Source organism: Bradyrhizobium sp. Pha-3 (assembly GCF_042258325.1).
Taxonomy (GTDB): domain Bacteria; phylum Pseudomonadota; class Alphaproteobacteria; order Rhizobiales; family Xanthobacteraceae; genus Bradyrhizobium; species Bradyrhizobium elkanii.
On sequence record NZ_CP170151.1, the window covers coordinates 8,909,851 to 8,929,315 of the forward strand.

The 19,465-nt window shown below is 65.0% G+C and carries 17 protein-coding genes and 1 pseudogene; 8 read left to right on the forward strand and 10 right to left on the reverse strand.

Annotation, left to right across the window (positions count from 1 at the left end; genetic code table 11):
• Window positions 1-125: 125 nt before the first annotated feature.
• Window positions 126-545, reverse strand: coding sequence for a hypothetical protein (locus tag ACE10X_RS42545; protein WP_038387793.1), 420 nt, complete (start codon window positions 543-545; stop codon window positions 126-128).
• Between the two features lie 220 nt (window positions 546-765).
• Between ACE10X_RS42545 and ACE10X_RS42550 the strand changes: the two genes are divergently transcribed.
• Both ACE10X_RS42550 and ACE10X_RS42555 read left to right on the forward strand, forming a co-directional pair.
• On the forward strand, window positions 766-3,033 hold the full coding sequence (locus tag ACE10X_RS42550) for a DUF2235 domain-containing protein (protein WP_038387792.1): 2,268 nt from the start codon (window positions 766-768) through the stop codon (window positions 3,031-3,033).
• Between the two features lie 239 nt (window positions 3,034-3,272).
• Window positions 3,273-4,955 carry a phospholipase D-like domain-containing protein gene (locus ACE10X_RS42555; RefSeq protein ID WP_051003249.1) on the forward strand — a complete coding sequence of 561 codons (1,683 nt, stop codon included), beginning with the start codon at window positions 3,273-3,275 and terminating at the stop codon, window positions 4,953-4,955.
• An 85-nt stretch (window positions 4,956-5,040) separates the two neighbouring features.
• Here ACE10X_RS42555 and ACE10X_RS42560 read toward each other — a convergent pair whose 3' ends face one another.
• The gene (locus ACE10X_RS42560; RefSeq protein WP_038387791.1) at window positions 5,041-6,141 is read right to left on the reverse strand and encodes an LLM class flavin-dependent oxidoreductase; all 1,101 of its coding nucleotides are present in this window, start codon (window positions 6,139-6,141) and stop codon (window positions 5,041-5,043) included.
• A 104-nt stretch (window positions 6,142-6,245) separates the two neighbouring features.
• Window positions 6,246-6,884: a TetR/AcrR family transcriptional regulator gene (locus tag ACE10X_RS42565; protein WP_038387790.1), complete on the reverse strand. Its 639-nt coding sequence runs from the start codon at window positions 6,882-6,884 to the stop codon at window positions 6,246-6,248.
• An 82-nt stretch (window positions 6,885-6,966) separates the two neighbouring features.
• On the opposite strand from ACE10X_RS42565, the pseudogene ACE10X_RS42570 reads away from it, so the two are divergent.
• A pseudogene (locus ACE10X_RS42570) lies at window positions 6,967-7,950 on the forward strand (FAD-dependent monooxygenase); the annotation flags it as partial.
• Window positions 7,951-8,118: 168 nt separating this feature from the next.
• The gene (locus ACE10X_RS42575) at window positions 8,119-8,499 is read left to right on the forward strand and encodes a hypothetical protein (protein WP_375764657.1); all 381 of its coding nucleotides are present in this window, start codon (window positions 8,119-8,121) and stop codon (window positions 8,497-8,499) included.
• A gap of 67 nt (window positions 8,500-8,566) precedes the next feature.
• Here the strand turns inward: ACE10X_RS42575 and ACE10X_RS42580 are convergent, their stop codons facing one another.
• From ACE10X_RS42580 to cobS, 5 genes are all read right to left on the reverse strand, one after another.
• On the reverse strand, window positions 8,567-9,679 hold the full coding sequence (locus tag ACE10X_RS42580; RefSeq protein WP_038387788.1) for an NADH:flavin oxidoreductase/NADH oxidase: 1,113 nt from the start codon (window positions 9,677-9,679) through the stop codon (window positions 8,567-8,569).
• A gap of 135 nt (window positions 9,680-9,814) precedes the next feature.
• Entirely contained in the window at window positions 9,815-10,903 is a 1,089-nt protein-coding gene (locus ACE10X_RS42585) for an esterase-like activity of phytase family protein (RefSeq protein ID WP_038387787.1), read from the reverse strand.
• Between the two features lie 3 nt (window positions 10,904-10,906).
• On the reverse strand, window positions 10,907-12,805 hold the full coding sequence (gene cobT / locus ACE10X_RS42590; RefSeq protein ID WP_304557354.1) for a cobaltochelatase subunit CobT: 1,899 nt from the start codon (window positions 12,803-12,805) through the stop codon (window positions 10,907-10,909).
• Window positions 12,802-13,212 carry a GNAT family N-acetyltransferase gene (locus ACE10X_RS42595; protein ID WP_028343272.1) on the reverse strand — a complete coding sequence of 137 codons (411 nt, stop codon included), beginning with the start codon at window positions 13,210-13,212 and terminating at the stop codon, window positions 12,802-12,804. Before ACE10X_RS42595 ends, cobT begins: the two co-directional genes overlap by 4 nt.
• 3 nt (window positions 13,213-13,215) lie before the next feature.
• Complete coding sequence (gene cobS, locus ACE10X_RS42600) at window positions 13,216-14,217, reverse strand: cobaltochelatase subunit CobS (protein WP_375763839.1); 1,002 nt, start codon at window positions 14,215-14,217, stop codon at window positions 13,216-13,218.
• A 292-nt stretch (window positions 14,218-14,509) separates the two neighbouring features.
• On the opposite strand from cobS, the gene ACE10X_RS42605 reads away from it, so the two are divergent.
• Window positions 14,510-15,172: a DedA family protein gene (locus ACE10X_RS42605; RefSeq protein ID WP_028336178.1), complete on the forward strand. Its 663-nt coding sequence runs from the start codon at window positions 14,510-14,512 to the stop codon at window positions 15,170-15,172.
• Here the strand turns inward: ACE10X_RS42605 and ACE10X_RS42610 are convergent, their stop codons facing one another.
• On the reverse strand, window positions 15,173-16,396 hold the full coding sequence (locus ACE10X_RS42610) for a citrate synthase family protein (RefSeq protein WP_038387782.1): 1,224 nt from the start codon (window positions 16,394-16,396) through the stop codon (window positions 15,173-15,175).
• Window positions 16,397-16,472: 76 nt separating this feature from the next.
• Between ACE10X_RS42610 and ACE10X_RS42615 the strand changes: the two genes are divergently transcribed.
• Window positions 16,473-17,567, forward strand: a complete 1,095-nt coding sequence (locus ACE10X_RS42615) for a citrate synthase/methylcitrate synthase (RefSeq protein ID WP_038387786.1) — start codon at window positions 16,473-16,475, stop codon at window positions 17,565-17,567.
• A 298-nt stretch (window positions 17,568-17,865) separates the two neighbouring features.
• Here ACE10X_RS42615 and ACE10X_RS42620 read toward each other — a convergent pair whose 3' ends face one another.
• Window positions 17,866-18,504, reverse strand: coding sequence for a J domain-containing protein (locus ACE10X_RS42620; RefSeq protein WP_038387781.1), 639 nt, complete (start codon window positions 18,502-18,504; stop codon window positions 17,866-17,868).
• A 109-nt stretch (window positions 18,505-18,613) separates the two neighbouring features.
• Between ACE10X_RS42620 and ACE10X_RS42625 the strand changes: the two genes are divergently transcribed.
• Window positions 18,614-18,889 carry a BolA family transcriptional regulator gene (locus ACE10X_RS42625; RefSeq protein ID WP_028338206.1) on the forward strand — a complete coding sequence of 92 codons (276 nt, stop codon included), beginning with the start codon at window positions 18,614-18,616 and terminating at the stop codon, window positions 18,887-18,889.
• A 118-nt stretch (window positions 18,890-19,007) separates the two neighbouring features.
• Entirely contained in the window at window positions 19,008-19,457 is a 450-nt protein-coding gene (locus ACE10X_RS42630) for a hypothetical protein (protein WP_038387780.1), read from the forward strand.
• Window positions 19,458-19,465: the final 8 nt, after the last annotated feature.

Sequence of the window (19,465 nt, forward strand, 5' to 3'; positions counted from 1 at the left end):
GGCCTTTGCGGTGTCCCGGCATAGCGGGTGACGGCCGACACAGGACTTGCGTTCAGACCGTCCCTCCCGCCATACGGCCGATCCCGAGCCAGGAAACCAGCCTCGTCCAACACCAGTTCGATGCCTCACGCGCGCGCCCGCGCGATCGTGCCGCCGACGATCTGCATGGCAACGCCGAGCACCCAGCCCGCCATGATGGCCGCGGTCCAGCCGATGTCCGGCTCGCTGCGCAGCACGACGACGCCAACCGAGAAGAACGCGACCATCGTCGCGAGGAAGGTCCCGATCGCGCCGAGCAGCTCCGCCGCGTCGATCTTGCGCATCGAGGCCGAATCCTTCGGATGGAACAGCTTGGGCGGCGTATCGATGCCGAGATAGAAGCCGATCGCGCCGCCCAGCATCATGATGAGCAGGAACGCCTGCGAGGTCAGCGCCGAGACGCTCGAGCCGACATGGATGGCGACAAACAGACCGCTTGCAGCTCCCGCCAAAGCAAGACCGAAGCGCTCAAGGACATGGGCAAATTTTCTGACGTGGCTGCGCATCGCTATGCCTCATCAATGAATTGCGCCGCTATTAGGCTAGGCCTTTTCGCAGCAACGCGAAAGCCGTCACCTCTCACATGGCCGCGACCACGTGACGCTTTGTGCGCCAGTTCACACCTATCGCGGCATGGAATGATTACAGAGCGATCAAAGGTAGCAATCGATCCGGTCCCTGCTACGCTGCGTCATCCGCTTCATTCGTTTCAGCGAGCGTCTTTCAATGCCGAGTCCGAAGATCATTATTCTGTCCGATGGCACCGGCAACGCCGCTTCCAGCGTCTGGCGCACCAATGTCTGGCGGATATTCCAGTCGCTCGATTTGCAGGGCAATACGCAGGCCGCCAAGTATGACGACGGCGTCGGCACGTCGAAATTCATTCCGCTTGCTCTGCTCGGCGGCGCCTTCGGTTACGGTCTCAAACGCAATATCCTCGACGCCTACAAGTTCATCTGCCGGAACTACGACCACGAGAACGATTCGAAGATCTACCTGTTCGGATTCAGCCGCGGCGCATTCACCGTGCGCACGCTCGCCGCACTCATCCTCGATCAGGGCCTGATCGTCGCGGACACCGAATCCGAACTGCACGACGGCGCGGTGAAGGCCTATCGCGCATACCGGGCCGAGGGCTACCACTCGATCTGGCGCATCGAGGTGCTGTTCCGCGCATTGCGCGACTACGTCCTCGTGCCGGTGCTGGACCGTCTGCAAGGCAACAGACCCTATGCGGAGATCACCAGCAAACCGGTGCCTGCGATTGAATTCATCGGCATCTGGGATACCGTCGCGGCCTATGGCCTGCCGATCGACGAGATGACGCGCGGCATCTCCAACTGGGTGTGGCCGCTTGAACTGCCGAACCGGATTCTGAGCCCGAAGGTCAAGTGCGCGCGACACGCGCTTGCGCTCGACGACGAGCGCACGACCTTTCATCCGGTGCTCTGGACCGAGCAAGAGCCGGGACAGCCCGCACCGGCGGTGCCGGCCAGCATCGATGGCGAGCGCCTCGTCCAGGTCTGGTTCGTGGGAATGCATGCCAATGTCGGCGGCGGCTATCCGGACGACGCCGTCGCATTCGTGCCGCTGGCCTGGCTGGTCGACGAGGCCGTCAAGCGCGGCCTCGCATTCAAGAGCGCACCGATTGCCGATCCCGATGCGATCAAGTCGATCAAATCCTCCGAAGACAAGGATGGCCGCCTCTACGATTCACGGGCGGGTCTCGGCGCGTATTACCGGTACGGTCCGCGCAAGGTTGCCGACCTCTGCAACGATCCCTATGCCGGCGTCAGCGTGCCGACGCCGAAGATCCACGAGAGCGTGTTCGAGCGGATCGACAGCGGCGCCAATGCCTACGCCCCGATCGGACTTCCGCCGAACTACGTGGTCGTCTCGCGCAGCGGCCAGGTCACCCCGCTGGGCGCCAATGCGTTTGAGACGCCCACAGGCGCACCGGCGCGCTATGCCGCGCAGGAGAAGCTGTGGAATTACGTCTGGATGCGCCGGATCGCCTACTTCGCCACGCTGGCGGCGTCGCTCCATCTGGCGGCGTTCTGGCTGTTCCACAACCAGCACAAGGAGCACGAGTTCAGCTCACCTGTCAGGATGATTTCGGAGCTGGTGCGCTTCGTTCAATCGTTCCTGCCCGATTCCTTTCATTGGTGGACCGATTGGTACGCCGGCAACCCGGAATGGTTCGCCGGCGGCATCATCGCTGTTTTCGCGCTGATGGCGGTGGGCAGTTCGCTCAGCGCAACGATCAGCGACCGGATGCGGATCATCTGGCGCAACCGCGCGAGCCCGGCACCGCTCTCCGGGTTCATGCACAATGCGATCTATCGATTCCGCACCAGTGTGATCTATCAGTGGGTCCTCAATGTCGGAAAGCGACATGTCGTTCCGTTTGCACTGACAGCCTTGCTGGTCTGGTTCGGCGCAACGCTGCTCAGCCATTTCCTGTTCAATGCCTTCGATTCCATGGGCGCCTTCTGCACGGGGACCGCCGCGGACAAGCTGGTCGCCGTCGACAAGGGCATCCCGCAGGATGCCGCCGACTTCGACACCGGCGCGATCTGCGCGCCGACCGGCCTCAAGGTCCGCACCGGGTTCAAGTACGAGATCGCGATCACGATGTCGGAGCCATGGGAGGACGCCGGCCGCGCGGTGACGCCGATCGGATACCGCACCTCGACCATCGAAGGCACAAAGCAGTTGCGCGGCTACTTCGCGATCTTCCTGCGACGGATCCTGTTCCGGCCGTGGTTTCGGCTGATCGCCAGGGTCGGCGAAACCGGGGTCGACGAGTACTTCCTCGACCCCCTGCCGGTGTCGAACACCGACCCGCAGGTCTACAGAGCGAGGTTCACCGCCGATCGCAGCGGCGAGATATTCCTCTACGTCAACCAGGCCGTCATCGGCCTCCCCTGGGTCTGCGGATGGTTCTATGGCGACCATAAGGGCAAGGCGAAGGTCACGGTGCGGTTGCTGTAGGAGGCCGTGACCGGGCCCCACGGCAGTCCAACCGGTCCGCACGGCGTGATCGATCTGTGATCCTGCCGACAGACCCGGTTGTAAATTACCTGTCATACTCTCCTTGCTAGATCAGCGGCCCGACGCCCGGAATGATCCGACGCAAGGATCGCCGGGCGAGGTTGATGCGCGGACGCGCCAAGGACGCATCACATTCATATCGACCGGATATTTCTCACCAGCGATTTGGAGGCATCACCATGATTTCCACAATTCAGGCGTTCCCGACCACCGACGGCATCTTCGTGGTCTGGGAGGTCGCGGCAATGATCCCGGACTGCCTCGGCTTTGCGCTGTATCGTCAGCAGCAGGGCAAAAGTGCAACCGTGGTCGACACCTGGGTCGGGTTCGAGGACCAGACGCAGGATCACAAGCCGGGCGAACATCGGCCGAGCACCGAATGGCCGGTGCAGAAGACGAACTGGACCGATTTCCTGGCGCCGACCGACGCGCCGGTCCGCTATGGCGTCGTTCCGGTTCTCAAGGACGGCGCCACCAAGGTGAAGCCCGCGTACAGTGCGCCGGCGCAATGGACCGAGTACGTCTCCGCCATGCCGGCGGGCCCGCTCAAGCCGTGGTTCAACCGCGGCACGATCTCGGCGCAATGGCTGTCGCGCGCGATCGGCAAGGACAAGAAGCCGGCGCAAACCCTGGAGAAGGCGATCTCGACCAAGGGCAACAAGATCCGCGACTTCCTCAAGGGCCAGCTCGGCGCCCGCCTGCTGGCGCTGTTGGCCGATGCCAGGAAGGGCAAGCGCGACGTCTATCTCGCGCTCTACGAGCTCAACGACCCTGAGCTGATCGCCGCGCTGACCGCGATGAAGGGCAAGGCGCACGTCGTGCTTGGGAACAGCACCGGCAAGTCCGACGCCACCGCCAAGGACACCGAAAAGAACGCCGGCGTGCTGAAGAAGGCCGGCGTCGACATCGTCCGCCGCAAGATCGCGCCGAGCCGCTACGCTCACAACAAGTTCGCGGTGTTCTGCGACGGCGCGCAGAAGCCGAAGGTGGTCTGGACCGGCAGCACCAACTGGACCCGGACCGGGCTGTGCACCCAGAACAACAACGGGCTCGAGATCGCCGACGACAAGGTCGCGGCGGCCTATCACGACCATTGGAAGGCGATCTACGCCGACGGCAGCAAGTCGCCGAAGGCGCTGGCCGTGGCCGGCGATCACGAATGGCCTTTCACCATCGGCGAGTCGAAGGTCAGCGTCTGGTTCACGCCCACCACCAGGAGCGGCGATCTCAAGGAAGCCACCAGGATGATCGAGGACACCGAGCATGGCGCGGTGTGCCTGATGCTCAATCCCGGCAACAAGGGCCTGCTCGGCCCGATCCTGGAGAAGGCGCAGGACAAGAAGCTCTATGTGCGCGGGGTGCTCAACAATTTCCCGGCGCAGGGCAAGGACAGTCCGAAGGATCAGCTGCAGCTCTTGGCCGGCGACGGACAGCAACAGGTCTTCAAGGGCAAGCAGATCGCCGACGTGATCCGGCCCGCCGGCATCGACAAGACCGCGGACTGGTGGGAGCACGAGATCAAGAACACCGGCAAATTCATGATCGCCGTGCACAGCAAGGTGATCGTGCTGGATCCGGCCGGCAAGAACCCGGTGGTCATGACCGGCTCGCACAATTTCTCCGACCGCGCCAGCACCAAGAACGACGACAACCTCGTCATCATCAGGGGCGATTCACAGCTGGCGCTGACCTATGCCGCGCGCATCGTCAGCATCTACGGCCAGTATCGCTGGCAGGCCTGGCGCAACACGCCGGAGGGCCAGAAGGACAAGGGTCTGAAGCGCAGCGACACCTGGCTGAGCAACCGCATCGGCAAGGGCTGGGCGGAAACCGAAACGCGGTTCTGGCTCGGCACCACCTGACGCCGGCGATCGCTCGACCGGAGTTATGGTGTGAAACGCGGGGCGGCGTTGCCGCGGCCCCGCGTTCTCCTCATCGTCCCGCGTCCTACGCCGCGCGACCGACCGAGGCGTCGAGATGCTTCAGCCGCGGCAGCACCTCCTGCTTCAGCAGCCGCAGCGAATTGTACCAGGCTTCCGGCTTGTGCTTGTAGTCGAAGCCGAACACCAGGAGCACGCCGAAGCCGCCGACCTCCTGGTAGATCTTCTCGATCTTCTCGGTGACTGTCGCCGGCGAGCCGACGATCCAGTTGTTGCGGGCGCAATATTCGACCGTGACATCGCTGTCCGGCACGTCGGGCGAAGCTTTCAAATAATCCTTGAAACCAAAGTGGCCGAGCAGCGGCAGGAAGTACTCGCCCATCATCCGGCCCATCATGTCGCCGGTCGACAGCTTCCATGCTTCTTCATCGGTGTCGGCGACGAATACCTCGCGCACCATTCGCCAGTCCTTGCGGCTCGGCGTGCGGCCGGTCTTGGCCGCGCCCGCCTCCACCGAGTCCCAGTGGCTGCCGACATAGGCGGGGTTGAGGTTGAGGCTCATCGGAATGAAGCCGCGCTCGCCGGCGAGCTTCAGCGTGTCCGAATTCTTGGAGAGCCCCGCGACGCCGATCGGCGGATGCGGCGCCTGCTGCGGCTTGATGTGCGGTTTGAGGAAATCGAACATCGTGTCCGGCTTGGTCACGGTCCAGAACTTGCCTTTGTGCGTCCAGGGAGCCGGCTCGGTCCACATCTTCAGGATGATCTCGAGCGCCTCGCGGGTCATGTCGCGGTTCTGTCCTGACATGCCGTCGACGTTGAACATCGCCCAGTCGCTCGGCAGGCCGGAGGCCGCGACGCCGAAGTTGAGCCGCCCGTTCGAGAGGTGATCGAGCATCGCGACGCGGTTGGCGAGCTCTGCCGGGTGATGATACGGCAGCAGGAAGCCGCCGGGCCCGATACGGATGTTCCTGGTCTGCAGCAGCGCCTGCGCGATCAGGAGATCGGGCGACGGATGCGGCTCCCAGGGCGCGGTGTGGTGCTCGCCGATCCAGGCTTCCTGATAGCCGAGCTCGTCGAGCCAGCGCAGCGTCTGCAGGTCCCAGTCGTGGCCCTCCTTCAATCCGCACTCCGGCGGATGCGACGGCATCGCGAAGTATCCGAGTTCCATGGGTTTCCTCTCTTTGTTCGATGCGTGTCTTTCGCACGCGCTTCGAGAGTACCTGCCCGGGCTGCGGCAGAACAATGGCCTTGTCGCATCAGCTCGACCCGGATTTATGCGTAGGGCGTATCCTTCAGCATGATCGCGATACCGGAAAAGCTTCGCTCCATGATCCGCAGGAAGGTCTCGCGTGACGATGCAGCCGACCTGCGGGCTTTGTGCTCGCGAAGCCCTTCCGCATAGGCGACGGTCAGTGCCGTGACCACCATCGACGCGGCGAGCCGGGCATCGGCATCGGCGAGCGGGCGCTTGACGGCTGCCGCCAGCACGCTCGCGAGATCATCGATCAACTCGTCACGCATCTCGCGCGCCCGCGCCGAGAGCGCCGGGCTCTCGGCGACGGTGCGCCAGAATTTCGCCGTCGCGTCGGTGAATTTCGCGAACGGATGCACGCGATCCGCCAGGCTGTGCACCAGCTTGCGCAGGGTCGCGATCGGCGCCTCGCCGGCCGGACGCTCGGCAAAGGCGGCCCGCAGCATCTGGCGGCTTTCCTCTTCACGGTCGAAGAACAGGTCTTCCTTACGCGGAAAGTAATTGAACACCGTCATCCGGGAGACCTCGGCCGCCTCGGCGACTTCGGCCACCGAAACATTGTCGAAGCCGCGTTCCAGGAACAGCCCGGTTGCGACATCCGAGATCGCCTGGCGCGTCGCCTCCTTTTTTCGCCCCCGCAAACCGCCCTGATTTGACATGCGGGAATTTGTACCATACTAAATATTATACTGAGTATAATTTTATGGTGACGGCGTGACGCGTGAACGAACCGACGTGGTTGTGGTCGGTGCTGGGCCGACCGGACTGCTGCTGGCGATCGAACTGACCCTGGGCGGCGCCGACGTGATCGTGATCGAGCGGCTGGCCGAGCCCGACCAGACCATCAAGGCCGGCGCGATCGGCGCGCTGGCAGGCGAGGCACTGGAGCGCCGCGGCCTCGGCGACGCGATGAATGCGGTCGAACGCGGCATGGCGGACAGCATGTGCAGGCTCATGAAGGGCGCGGGCGATGGGAGCGACCTGCCGTTCAAGAAATTCGGCGGTCATTTCTCGGGCATTTTCCTCATCGACCAGACGCGTCAGCGCGAGCCGGACCGGCGGTTGCGCGGGGTGAACCAGCAAGCCCTGGAAACCATGCTTGCCGAGCGCGCCCGCGCGCTCGGCATCACAATCAGGCGCGGCTGCGAGCTGATCGATTTCGAGGATGATGGCGACAGCATCGTGGCGCGGACCAGGGACGCGTCCGGCGATGGCGAGCTGCACTGCGCATATCTCGTCGGCTGCGACGGCGGACGCAGCGCCGTGCGCAAGCGCGCGGGCTTCGCATTCCCCGGCACGGAACCGACCCTCACCGGACACCAGGCCATCGTCGACCTCGATCATCCGGATCGACTTCTGCCGGTCGGCTGGCGGCGAACGCCGATCGGCATGATGGCGTATTGACCAATTCCCGGCCGGGTGTTCCTGGCCGAGTTCGACGGACCGCCAGCGGATCGCAGCGCGCCGGTCACGCGCGAGGAGATCGAGACCACCCTGCGCCGGATCAGCGGAGCCGACGTTCGCGTCACCGCCGTCAAGACCGCGACGCGCTTCACCGACAATGCGCGGCAGGCCGACAGCTACCGCAGGGGCCGCGTTTTCTTGGCGGGCGATGCGGCGCATGTGCACTCGCCGTTCGGCGGACAAGGCCTCAATCTCGGCCTGCTCGATGCGGTCAATCTCGGCTGGAAGCTTGCGGCTGTTGTCTGCGATCGCATGCCCGAAAGCCTGCTCGACAGCTACACGGAAGAGCGGCATCCGATCGCGGCAAGGGTGCTCGCCAACACCCGCGCCCAGGTCGCCTTGATGCGGCCTGATGTCATGACGGACGCCTTGCGCGAGATCGTCGCGGACCTGATGAGCCTCGACGAGGGCACCCGCTACTTCGGCGAGATGATCAGCGGCGTCAGGATCCGTTACGATCTCGGCAGCGACCATCCATCGGTCGGTCGGCTCTCCGGCAATTTCGCTCTCGGCGACGGCGACGCGGAAACAACCCTGTTCGATCAGATGGAGGACGGCAGGGCCGTGCTGGTCGATGCGACTGATGGAGCTGCGTCGGCGATCGCGGCGCGCTGGGACATCTTCGTGCGATGCGTGCCAGGACGCGGCGGCCCTTCGCTGCTGATCCGTCCGGATGCCTGCATCGCCTGGGCGGCCGACGGCGAAGACTTGGCGGGCCTCGACGCCGCGCTGACGCGCTGGTTCGGGCCCGCCGAAATCAGCGAGAGCCGTAGCCCGGATGAAGCGAAGCGCAATCCGGGAACAGTTTGACCGCATTTCGCGCTTTGCTTCCCGGATTTCGCTGCGCTTCATCCGGGCTACATGTCGGTGCAAGACACTAGCGCGTCCCGAACGTGGTCTTGCCGAACAGCGCCTTCTGCGTCGAGGGCTGCGAGCGCCAGTATTGCGGCGGCGCGCTCACCTCGCCGCCGAGCTCGGCGGCAGCGTGCCAGCCCCAGCGCGGATCGTAGAGCATGCCGCGGGCGAGCGCGACCATGTCGGCCTTGCCGGACGAGACGATCTCCTCCGCCTGCTTCGCTTCCGTGATCAGGCCGACCGCCATCGTGGTGACGCCGGTCGCCTCCTTGACCGCCAGCGCCGCCGGCACCTGGTATCCCGGCCCAAGCGGGATTTTCTGCAACGGTGAGACACCGCCGGACGAGACATCCATCCAGTCAACGCCGCGCTTCTTCAGCTCCTTGGCAAACTCGATGGTCTGCGCAAGGTCCCAGGCGCCCTCGACCCAATCGGTCGCCGACACCCGCATGCCGATCGGCTTGCGATCCGGGAATACGGCGCGCACGGCGTCGAACACTTCCAATGGGAAGCGCATGCGGTTTTCGAGCGAGCCGCCATAGCGGTCGGTCCGCTTGTTGGCGATCGGCGACAGGAACTGGTGCAGCAGATAGCCGTGCGCCCCGTGCAGCTCGAGCGCATCGATGCCGAGCCGGTCGGCGCGCTTTGCCGACGCGACAAAGGCCTCGCGGATGCGCTTCAGGCCGGCGTCGTCGAGCGCCACCGGCGCGGCCTCGCCTTCCTTGTGCGGGACGTCGGATGGTCCGACCGTCTGCCAGCCGCCTTCGGCAATCGGAATCAACTGCCCGCCCTCCCAGGGGCGTTGGCTCGACGCCTTGCGGCCGGCATGAGCGAGTTGCATGGCGACCGCCGCTTTCGAATGCTTGCGCACCGAGGCCAGGATCGGCTTCAGCGCCGCCTCGTTGGCATCGTTGTAAAGACCGAGGCAACCCGGCGTGATCCGCCCGATATCCTCGACATGGGTGGCCTCGATGCAGAACATCGCCGCGCCCGAGAGGGCCAGCATGTTGATGTGGGTGAAGTGCCAGTCGTTGGCGGAGCCGTCGATGGCCGAATACTGGCACATCGGCGAGACCATGATGCGATTGGAGAGTTTCAGGTCGCGCAGTTCGATCGGGGAAAACAAGGTGCTCATGCGGCGGATATCCGGGATCGGGGAGGGGGCCCGGTTAAGATAGAGGCACTGCGGCCGATCACCAACCGTCCGGAAGGCCGCGCAGGCCGGGGCGCAGATCAGCAATGTCCTGACGGCGTCCCTCGGGCCGGCGCCTCAGTCCACCAGCGTGAACTGCAGCAGCAGATTGCGCTGGATCAGGGAGAAATTGTCATCGGAGACCATGGTCAGCACGGTCTCGCCCTCCTCCGTGACATGGGCGTCGATGCCTTCCATATTGTCGATCTCATTGCCGAGATCGGCATTGAAGATCGCGGGGCCATCGACCACGGCGCCGGGCGCGATATCGGACAGCGCGAGACGGCGGATGCGGATGCCGACGCCGCCGAACCAGGAGAATTTCCGCTCCAGGATCAACAGGCCGCCCGACGGCAGCAGGACCGCGTCGCTGATGTCGAAATTCTCGGTGCGGCGGACGCTGAACTGGCCCGGCGTCTTGCCGCCGACCAGGAAGGCAATCAGGTTGCCGTTCGCATCGAGCCCGCGTTCCGAGAACGCGATCAGCGTGCCGGCAAGCGGCTGGCCCGTGGCCTTGGGCACGAAGACGAGGCCCTCCAGCCCCTTGTTGTTCGGAAGTTTGCGGGCCGCCGCCGGCAGCGGCACCACCTCGCCGCGCGCGCGGGTAAAGCCCTTGGCGAAATCGAAGCGCAGCACCTGGTTGACCCGCTCGAGCCCGACATAGGCGAACGAACCGTCGAGCGCGAGCGATTCCGAATCATACCAGCCACGGGTCACGGTGATCGGCCTGCCGTCGGCGCCGAGCAGCGGCGCCGCCTCGACGTCGTCGAGCCCGACCATCTCCCGGCCACGATAGACGATGCGACCGGTGAACCAGCTGCCCTGATCGCTGACCGCGATGAAGCGTTCGCCCTTGGGATCGAGCCGCAGCGCGGAGAGGCCGCCGAAGCCGGAGAACGACGAGGTCAGGATCAGCCCGCTGCGATACTCCAGCGCGCCGAACCGCGTGCGCGCGCGATCGCGGTTGTCGAACGACGGCAGCGGCCGTGCGTTGACGTCGATCGAAACCGGTTCGTTGATCCGGTAGGGGCTCGGCCTCGCAGCCGGCCTCGGCGTTGCCGGCGGCTGGGTCGCGCTCTGCGCCTGCGCAAGACGCGGCAATGCGGCGGCCGACAGCCCCGCCGCCATACCCTGGAGGAAACGGCGGCGGCTAGGGGGTGAGCGCATGTCTCACGAGTGGAGGCGGCGCCGGATGCCCGGCGCGGGCGCCGAGCCGTGAGTCTCGCTGAACAGCTCGGCGAGCTTTTCGGTGATGGCGCCGCCGAGCTCTTCGGCGTCCACGATGGTCACGGCACGGCGATAGTAGCGCGTCACGTCGTGACCGATACCGATCGCGATCAGCTCGACCGGCGAGCGGGTTTCGATCTCGTCGATGATGTGACGCAGATGCCGCTCGAGATAATTGCCGGGATTGACCGACAGCGTGGAGTCGTCGACCGGCGCGCCGTCGGAGATCATCATCAGGATGCGGCGCTGCTCGGGACGCGCGAGCAGGCGCTTGTGCGCCCAGTCGAGCGCCTCGCCGTCGATGTTCTCCTTGAGCAGGCCCTCGCGCATCATCAGCCCGAGATTTTTTCGCGCGCGGCGCCAGGGTGCGTCGGCCGACTTGTAGATGATGTGCCTGAGATCGTTGAGGCGGCCCGGATTGGCCGGCTTGCCGGCGGCAAGCCACGACTCGCGCGACTGCCCGCCCTTCCAGGCGCGGGTGGTGAAGCCCAAGATCTCGACCTTGACGCCGCAACGCTCCAGCGTTCGCGCCAGGATGTCGGCGCAGGTCGCGGCAACCGTGATCGGACGGCCGCGCATCGAACCTGAATTGTCGAGCAGCAGCGTCACCACGGTGTCGCGGAAGGTCGCCTCCTTCTCATGCATGAAGGACAGCGGATGATAGGGGTCGGTGACGACACGCGACAGCCGCGCCGGATCGAGGATGCCCTCCTCGAGATCGAAATCCCAGGCGCGATTCTGCTGCGCCATCAAGCGCCGTTGCAGGCGGTTGGCGAGCCGCGCCACGATGCCCTGCAGATGCGCGAGCTGCTTGTCGAGATAGGAGCGCAGACGCTCGAGCTCGTCGTGATCGCAGAGGTCCTCGGCGGCGATCACCTCGTCGAACTTCGGCGCGAAGGCGTGATATTCCGGACCGCGCGGCTCGTTCTGGCCGCGCGCATTCGGCCGCGTCGCCTCGCCCGGCGTCTCGTCGTCGCCGAGCTCGCCGTCGTCGAACGTGTCCGACGTGGAGGCCTGCGCGCTCTCCATCGCGCTTTCGCTCATCTCTTCCGCGGACGTCTGCGCCTGGTCGGCGCTCATCTCCTGCGCGGCATCGGAGTCGGGCGAGCCCTCGGCGCCGGACTGATCGCTCTCGCCGTCCTGGTTCTCGTCCTGATCGTCGTCATCGTCGGAATCCATGTTGCGGTCGTCGCCGAGATCGAGCGCCGACAGCAGATCATGGACGAGGTCGCCGAACCTCGCCTGGTCCTCGGTGAAACGGCTGAGCTTGTCGAGCCGCGAGCCGATCTTGTCCTCCAGGGTCGGACGCCAGAGATCGACCATCTTCTTGGCGGCCGCGGGCGGAGCCATGCCGGTGAGACGTTCGCGCACCAGCATCGCCAGCGCATCCGACAGCGGCGCGTCGGCGCGATCGGTGATCTCGTCATACTTGCCGCGGTGAAAATGATCGTCGAGCATCGCGGTGAGGTTCTTCGCAACGCCCGCCATCCGCCGCGAGCCGATCGCCTCGACGCGCGCCTGCTCGACCGCCTCGAACACGCCGCGCGCCTGCGGATTGCCCGGCATCAGCTTGCGATGCACCTTGGGATCGTGACAGGCGATCTTGAGCGCGATCGAATCGGCGTGGCCGCGCACGATCGCCGCATCGCGCTTGGTCATCTTGCGCGCCGGCTCCGGCAGCCGCGCCTTGCCGGGCGCGAGCCCGGGGCGCTCGGCGGCGAAGGAGACTTCGAGCTCCGGCTTCTTGGCGATCGCCTTCAGGCACGCCGACACCGAGCGCTTGAACGGCTCGGTCGGCGCTTCCTTGGATCCGGGACGGAATTTGATGTTGGAGGTTGTCATAGCGATTTCGTAAACCAATGGCGCGTTACGCCGCCGGGATACCCCTCAATCGAACCGAACTCTTTATATCCGTTGGCGCGGTAGAAGCCCGGCGCCTGGAAGCTCATCGTATCCAGATAGGATCGCGTCGCTCCGAAGCGCCGCGCCTCGTCCTCGATCGCCTTGATCAGCTTCGCACCAAAACCCTTGTTGCGAAACTTCTGCTCCATCCAGAACAACTGGATGAACAACACCGCGGTCCAGACCTCGCCGACGATGCCGCCGACAATCTCGTCGCCTTGCCGCAGCGAGATGGCGAAGCGCTTGTACTTCTGCTTCCCCATCTTCTCGTTGTTGTAGTGGAGCAATCCGCCGAGCACCGCTTTCTTCGTCTGGGTGACTGTGCGCTCGACGGAGATTTTCGGCATGGACTAGCTGAGCGCCACGTTGACCGAGGATTCCGGCAGCTCGACGTTGAAGCAGCGCTGGTAGAACTCGGCGACCAGCGGCCGCTCCAACTCGTCACACTTGTTGAGGAAGGTGACGCGGAACGCAAAGCCGATGTCGTTGAAGATGTCCGAGTTCTCGGCCCAGGTGATCACCGTGCGCGGGCTCATCACCGTCGACAGGTCGCCGTTGGCGAAGGCGTTGCGGGTGAGGTCCGCAAGCCGCACCATCTTGTTGACGATGTCGCGGCCTTCCTGCGTGCGGTAGTGGCGCGCCTTGGCCAGCACGATCTCCACTTCCTCGTCATGGGCGAGGTAGTTCAGCGTGGTGACGATCGACCAGCGGTCCATCTGGCCCTGGTTGATCTGCTGGGTGCCGTGATAGAGGCCCGAGGTGTCGCCGAGCCCAACCGTGTTGGCGGTCGAGAACAGGCGGAACGCCGCATGCGGCTTGATCACCTTGTTCTGGTCGAGCAGCGTCAGGCGGCCGGAGACTTCCAGCACGCGCTGAATCACGAACATCACGTCCGGGCGGCCGGCGTCGTATTCGTCGAACACCAGCGCGATATTGTGCTGCAGCGCCCAGGGCAGGATACCGTCGCGGAATTCGGTGACCTGCTTCCCGTCCTTCACCACGATGGCATCCTTGCCGACGAGATCGATACGGCTGATATGGCTGTCGAGGTTGACGCGCACGCAGGGCCAGTTGAGGCGGGCCGCAACCTGCTCGATGTGGGTCGACTTGCCGGTGCCGTGATAGCCGGTGACCATCACGCGGCGATTCTTGGCAAAGCCAGCGAGGATCGCGAGCGTGGTCGCGCGATCGAAGCGATAGTCCGGATCGGTTTCCGGCACATGCGGATCGACTTCCGAATAGGCGGGAACTTCCAGATCGCTATCGATCCCGAAGACCTGCCGGACCGACACCTTCATGTCGGGCAAGCCGACGACGGGTTCTTGTGTTTTGGTCTGGACGGCGGTCGTCATTCATCCTCCGAGGTCACGGGCATTCCCGAAACCAGATTGATCGTTTGGCTGCGGATGGGGTGCTAGGCACAAGCCTAGCAGAGAGCAACGGCCGGCAGAAGCCCGCGGGCCAATCAAAGTTCCGTTGTCCTATCATGAAGATAGGTCCGGACGCCGGTTTTTGAAAGGCTGCCCTGCGAATCACGCCGTACTTTTGCCGCAGCGCGTGGGCGCGCTGGCTTTCCGAGGCACTTTTCACCCCGGCAGAGAGTTGTTAGCTCTCAAGCCCATATCACCGCTGCATGGGAATTTTGTGACTTCATTCCTCGACCCGTTCATCGCGTTCGTTTCGGCCCATGCCTGGCTTGCCTATCTGACACTGTTTCTGGCCGCCCTGCTGGAAGCGGTTCCGGTGATCGGTTCGCTGGTGCCGGGTTCGACCATCATCCTGGCGCTGAGCGCGCTGGTGCCGGGCGGGGAACTGAAGCTGCTCCCGGTGCTCGCCGCGGCGGCCGCCGGCGCGATGCTCGGCGACGGCACCGCCTATCTGATCGGCCACCGCAGCCAGCGTGAGATCCTGTCGGCCTGGCCGCTCTCCAACTATCCGCGCGTGGTGGCGCAGAGCGAGGCGTTCTTCAATCGCTGGGGCGTGCTCGCGGTGTTCTTCGCCCGCTTCGTGCCGCCGATCCGCGCCTTCGTGCCGATCACCGCCGGCGCGCTCGACATGCCGCCGGCGCGCTTCTACGCGGTCAACATTCCCGCGATCCTGCTCTGGGCGCCGGCGCATGTGCTGCCCGGCGTGCTCGCCGTCACCGCGCTGCACGACTATGCCGGCCTGCCGCATCATGGCCATGTCGGCAAGCATCTCTGGATGTTTGCGGTCGCGGGCGGCGCCGTGATCCTGGCGCTGGCCGTCTGGACCATCCGTCGCCGCCATGGCGGCAGCCTGATCGAACCGGCCAAGCCGGCGAAATAGCTAGATGCTGTTGGTAGTCCCGCCACGCCCGGGTGCCGGGCCGACATAGCGGGCACGCGGCCTGATCAACTTGCCGAGCTGAAGCTGCTCGCTGGCATGTGCGATCCAGCCGACGCTGCGGGCCATCGCAAACAGCGCCAGCTCGCTGCCCGCCGGCATCCGCAGCGCATGCACCAGCACCGCCAGCGCGTAGTCGATGTTGACGAACTCGCCGGTCGCCTCCGCGATCCGCTCCGGGACTTCCCTGGTGAATTTGCGCGGCGCGCCGGCCCGCGTCAGCGCCTCGAGCAGCGAGATCGCGCGCGGATCGCCCTTCTTGTAGACGCCGTGCCCGAAGCCGGCGAACCGCTCGCCAAGCGCAACGCGCTCGCGAACCACCGGCGCAACGTCGTTGTCGAGCATCGTCTTGACGAGGCGCGAGGCGAGCACGCCGGCACCGCCATGCATCGGTCCCTTCAGCGCGACGAGACCCGCGATCACGGCGTCGTACAGATTGAGCCCGGTCGATGCCGCGCAGCGTGCGGTGAAGGTCGACGCGTTCAATTCATGATCGGCGAGCAGCACCAGCGCGCGGCGGATCAGGTCGGGCGCGTGCTTGTTGTCAGGCGTCCAGACCCGCGCCACCTGCTCGTGCAGCGGCTCGTTCGATGGCACAGCATTCAGCATGGTCGCGACCAGCAGCCGCAAGATGCGGCCGCCGACCATCGCGCGGCCATCCGGCGCGCGCGTGAAGGCGCCGGGATCGGCACTTGCCGCCAGTGCCAGCACGGCGACCGTCCGGTCGATCGGCTGGGCGCGGCGCGCGGCCTCAGCGATGGCGCGCATTTCGTCCGAGACCTGCGGACAATTGTCCGGCGCGAACGGATCGACGCCGGTGACGTCCCACAGCAGCGTCGCGGTGTGCTCCAGCGTGTCGCGCTCGGCGAGATCGACGCAGTTGACGCCGCGATAGATCGGCCCCTGCTCGGTAATGGTCGCGATCGCCGAATCCATCACCGGCAGGTCGGCGTCGAAATTACGGAAGCCGCGCGGCTCCGGCGACGGCACGCGGCGCTCCTTCAACCCCCTGATGTCCTCGGCGCGGTAGCGGTGGCTGCGCGAATCCGGCGACGGCTCGGACCGGATCAGCCCGCGGCTGACATAGGCGTAGAGGGTCGCCGGCGAGATCGCGAGCTCGGCCGCGGCCTCCCGGGCGGAGAGGTAAAGCTCGGCGGATTTTTTCATATTGATTTATATAATCAAGATTGATCAACTCGTCGAGAGGCCTGACCTTGAAGGGGTGAAGCAAGGAGATCAGGCCATGAATATGCATCTCACCAAGAGCCAGATCGGTCTGGACGGCGTTCCCGCCGCCGAGACCGTGTTGAGCCATGTCGACGGCGAGCGCGGCGAGTTGATCATCGCCGGCGAGCACGTCGCCGACCTCGCGGACAAGTCGAGCTTCGAGGGCGTCACGGCGCGGCTGTGGAACGGCGCCACCGGCAAGGCGCTGAGTGAAGCCAACGTCCGCGCCAGCCTCGGCGCCGCCCGCGAACGCGCCTTCGCCCGGCTGCCGGATCTGCTGCCGGCGACGCGCGGCATGTCGATCGTCGACGGCTTCAGGGCCGCGATCGCCGGCCTCCGCGGCGAGAACGGACTGGAGCACGAGGCGACCATCGTCGGCGCCTTCCCGGTGATCGCCGGCGCCCTGGTCCAGCGCGCCGGGGGACATGACCCGATCGCGCCGGACCCCAACGCCGGCCACGCCGCCGACACGCTGCGGATGCTGCTGAACCGCAAGACCGAACCGCGCGAGGTCGCCGCACTCGACGCCTATCTCGTCACGGTCTGCGACCACGGCATGAATGCGTCGACCTTCACCACGCGGGTGATCGCGTCCACCCAGGCCGATCTATTCGCGGCGATCACCGGCGGCTATTGCGCGCTGACCGGCCCGCTGCATGGCGGCGCGCCGGAGCCGGTGCTCGAAATGCTGGACGCGATCGGGACGCGCGAGCGCATCAAGCCCTGGGTTGACGGCGCGCTGGCGCACGGCGAACGGCTGATGGGGTTTGGTCACCGCGTCTATCGCGTGCGCGACCCGCGCGCCGACGTGCTGAAGGTCGCGATCGAGCGCCTCGAGGCCAGTGGTGCCGACCTGCCATTTGCCGCCGAGGTCGAGGCCTATATCCGCGAGGCGCTGCGGAAGAAGAATCCGGAGCGCCCGCTCGAGACCAATGTCGAGTTCTTCACCGCGATCCTGCTCGATGGGCTGGAAATCCCGCGGCAGGCGTTCACGCCGATCTTCGCGGTGGCCCGCGCCGCCGGCTGGACCGCGCACGCCCTGGAGCAGCGGCGCACCGGAAGGCTGATCCGGCCGAGCTCATCCTATGTCGGGGCGATGCCGAAGGGCTGAGAGCTGGCCGCGAGCCGTAGCCCGGATGAAGCGCAGCGAAATCCGGGAACGGTACGATCGCGGATGGAGGAGTCCCGGATTACGCTTCGCTTCATCCGGGCTACAAGACCGCACCGTTGGACGACGGGGAAGCCACAAACTCCGCTGTCGTCCCTGCCTAGTGCGCAATTGCGCACGGAAGCAGGGACCCATACGCCGCGGCCCATCAATCGGGCGACGGGTTAGACATCTCGTAAACGCAAGAATTGCCGGTGGTTATGGGCCCCTGCGTTCGCAGGGGCGACGAGGACGAGAGAGCTCAGGCCTCGCGCACCACGGTCTTCAGATAATTGTACGCCTTGATGATCTCGATCAGGCGATCCTCGGTCGAGCGGTCGCCGCCATTTGCGTCGGGATGGTGCTGCTTGACCAGCGCCTTGTACTTCGACTTGACGTCTTCGAGCGTCGCCTCGGCCCCTAACCCCATCACCTGCAGCGCCTTGCGCTCGGCGTTCATGATTTTGCGGGTCTCGGGCTTGGGCTCCGCGCCGCCCGGTCCGGGGCGCCAGCGGCCGCGGCCGTTGAGCTCGGAGAACACGTGGAACGGATCGGCGGCAGCATCGAGACCGCTCTCGCCCTTCTTGCCGTTGTTGGCACCCATCTTCCAGGTCGGACGGTGGCCGGTCAGCGCGTCCTTCTGGTAGCGCGCAACGTCGTCAGGATTCATGCCCTGGAAGAAATTGTAGGACTGGTTGTATTCACGGACGTGGTCGAGACAGAAGTGCCAATACTCGCGCGAATTCTCGCGGCCTTTCGGGGCGCGATGCGCGCCCTTGTTCTGGCAACCCGCCCACTCGCAGGTCACGGCCTGCTCGCCGGCCTGCGCCTGGCGCTTCGCACTCACCTTGGTCGGCTTGATGCGAATGGAGTCGAAGAATTTTGATGAATCGATCGGCATGTTCTCTTTGACTACGCAATGCACAAATCTTCAAGTCTTGACATTGCGCAGACCTCGTTTCCCGCTTGCACCATTGACGAAAAGCTGTCGCGAACCTAACTCCGCCGCTATGAGCACCAAAGACGCTATCATAAACAAGTTGCGTGAAGCTTTCTTGCCGGAAAGCCTCGACGTCGTCGACGAGTCACATCTGCATGAGGGCCACGCCGGCCACAGGCCAGGCGGGGAGACGCATTTTCGGGTATATATTGTGTCTCCGGCCTTCGAAGGGAAGAGCCGGATCGAACGCCATCGCATGATAAATGCGACGCTGGCGCAGGAACTCGCCGGCTCGGTGCACGCGCTGGCGATCCACGCCCACGGCCCCGGGGAAAAGCCGCGCTAGTGCGCGCTTGCCTCAAGACGAAGCGGTGGTTTTCCTTTATGAGAACAGGATGGACCTGCTCCACAGGTGAGCAGGTGAAACTACGGATTGCACCGCCACGCATGATATGGGGCCATTGATGATCCCTTGCTGGCCACGTTTCCGGTCGATCGTCACCGCCGCCGGCCTGCTCCTGATCTGCGCGATGCGTCCGGCCTCGGCGCTGGACATGCCGAGCCCGTTCGTCCAGGAGGTGCTGGTCAAGAGCATCCTGGTCTCGCTCAACGATGCGGTGGCGGCGAACAATTTCACCGTGTTCCACGCCAAGATCTCAAAGCCGTTCCGCGACCAGTTTCCGCCGGACAAGCTCAAGACCATCTTCAAGGATCTGGTCGACAAGCATGCGGTGTTCGACGCCGTGGTGGCCAAGCCGATCGTGCTCGATGAGGACGCCAAGGTCGACGACAAGGGCGTGCTGCGGCTGAAGGGGCATTTCGACACCACGCCCAAGCAGGTGAAGTATCAGCTCGGCTTCATCCCCTCCGACGGCGCGTGGAAACTGTCGGGTATCTCGATTGATATCGAGTAGCGAGGCAC

Bases quoted from the DNA above. Each gene is read 5' to 3' on its own strand.
- ACE10X_RS42615 (WP_038387786.1), top strand. From the start codon at position 16,473: ATGAATATGCATCTCACCAAGAGCCAGATCGGTCTGGACGGCGTTCCC.
- ACE10X_RS42625 (WP_028338206.1), top strand. From the start codon at position 18,614: ATGAGCACCAAAGACGCTATCATAAACAAGTTGCGTGAAGCTTTCTTG.
- cobS (WP_375763839.1), bottom strand. From the start codon at position 14,217: ATGACGACCGCCGTCCAGACCAAAACACAAGAACCCGTCGTCGGCTTG.
- ACE10X_RS42630 (WP_038387780.1), top strand. From the start codon at position 19,008: ATGATCCCTTGCTGGCCACGTTTCCGGTCGATCGTCACCGCCGCCGGC.
- ACE10X_RS42560 (WP_038387791.1), bottom strand. From the start codon at position 6,141: ATGGAACTCGGATACTTCGCGATGCCGTCGCATCCGCCGGAGTGCGGA.
- ACE10X_RS42545 (WP_038387793.1), bottom strand. From the start codon at position 545: ATGCGCAGCCACGTCAGAAAATTTGCCCATGTCCTTGAGCGCTTCGGT.
- cobT (WP_304557354.1), bottom strand. From the start codon at position 12,805: ATGACAACCTCCAACATCAAATTCCGTCCCGGATCCAAGGAAGCGCCG.
- ACE10X_RS42610 (WP_038387782.1), bottom strand. From the start codon at position 16,396: ATGAAAAAATCCGCCGAGCTTTACCTCTCCGCCCGGGAGGCCGCGGCC.
- ACE10X_RS42620 (WP_038387781.1), bottom strand. From the start codon at position 18,504: ATGCCGATCGATTCATCAAAATTCTTCGACTCCATTCGCATCAAGCCG.
- ACE10X_RS42580 (WP_038387788.1), bottom strand. From the start codon at position 9,679: ATGAGCACCTTGTTTTCCCCGATCGAACTGCGCGACCTGAAACTCTCC.
- ACE10X_RS42595 (WP_028343272.1), bottom strand. From the start codon at position 13,212: ATGCCGAAAATCTCCGTCGAGCGCACAGTCACCCAGACGAAGAAAGCG.
- ACE10X_RS42550 (WP_038387792.1), top strand. From the start codon at position 766: ATGCCGAGTCCGAAGATCATTATTCTGTCCGATGGCACCGGCAACGCC.
- ACE10X_RS42565 (WP_038387790.1), bottom strand. From the start codon at position 6,884: ATGTCAAATCAGGGCGGTTTGCGGGGGCGAAAAAAGGAGGCGACGCGC.
- ACE10X_RS42575 (WP_375764657.1), top strand. From the start codon at position 8,119: ATGATCAGCGGCGTCAGGATCCGTTACGATCTCGGCAGCGACCATCCA.
- ACE10X_RS42555 (WP_051003249.1), top strand. From the start codon at position 3,273: ATGATTTCCACAATTCAGGCGTTCCCGACCACCGACGGCATCTTCGTG.
- ACE10X_RS42585 (WP_038387787.1), bottom strand. From the start codon at position 10,903: ATGCGCTCACCCCCTAGCCGCCGCCGTTTCCTCCAGGGTATGGCGGCG.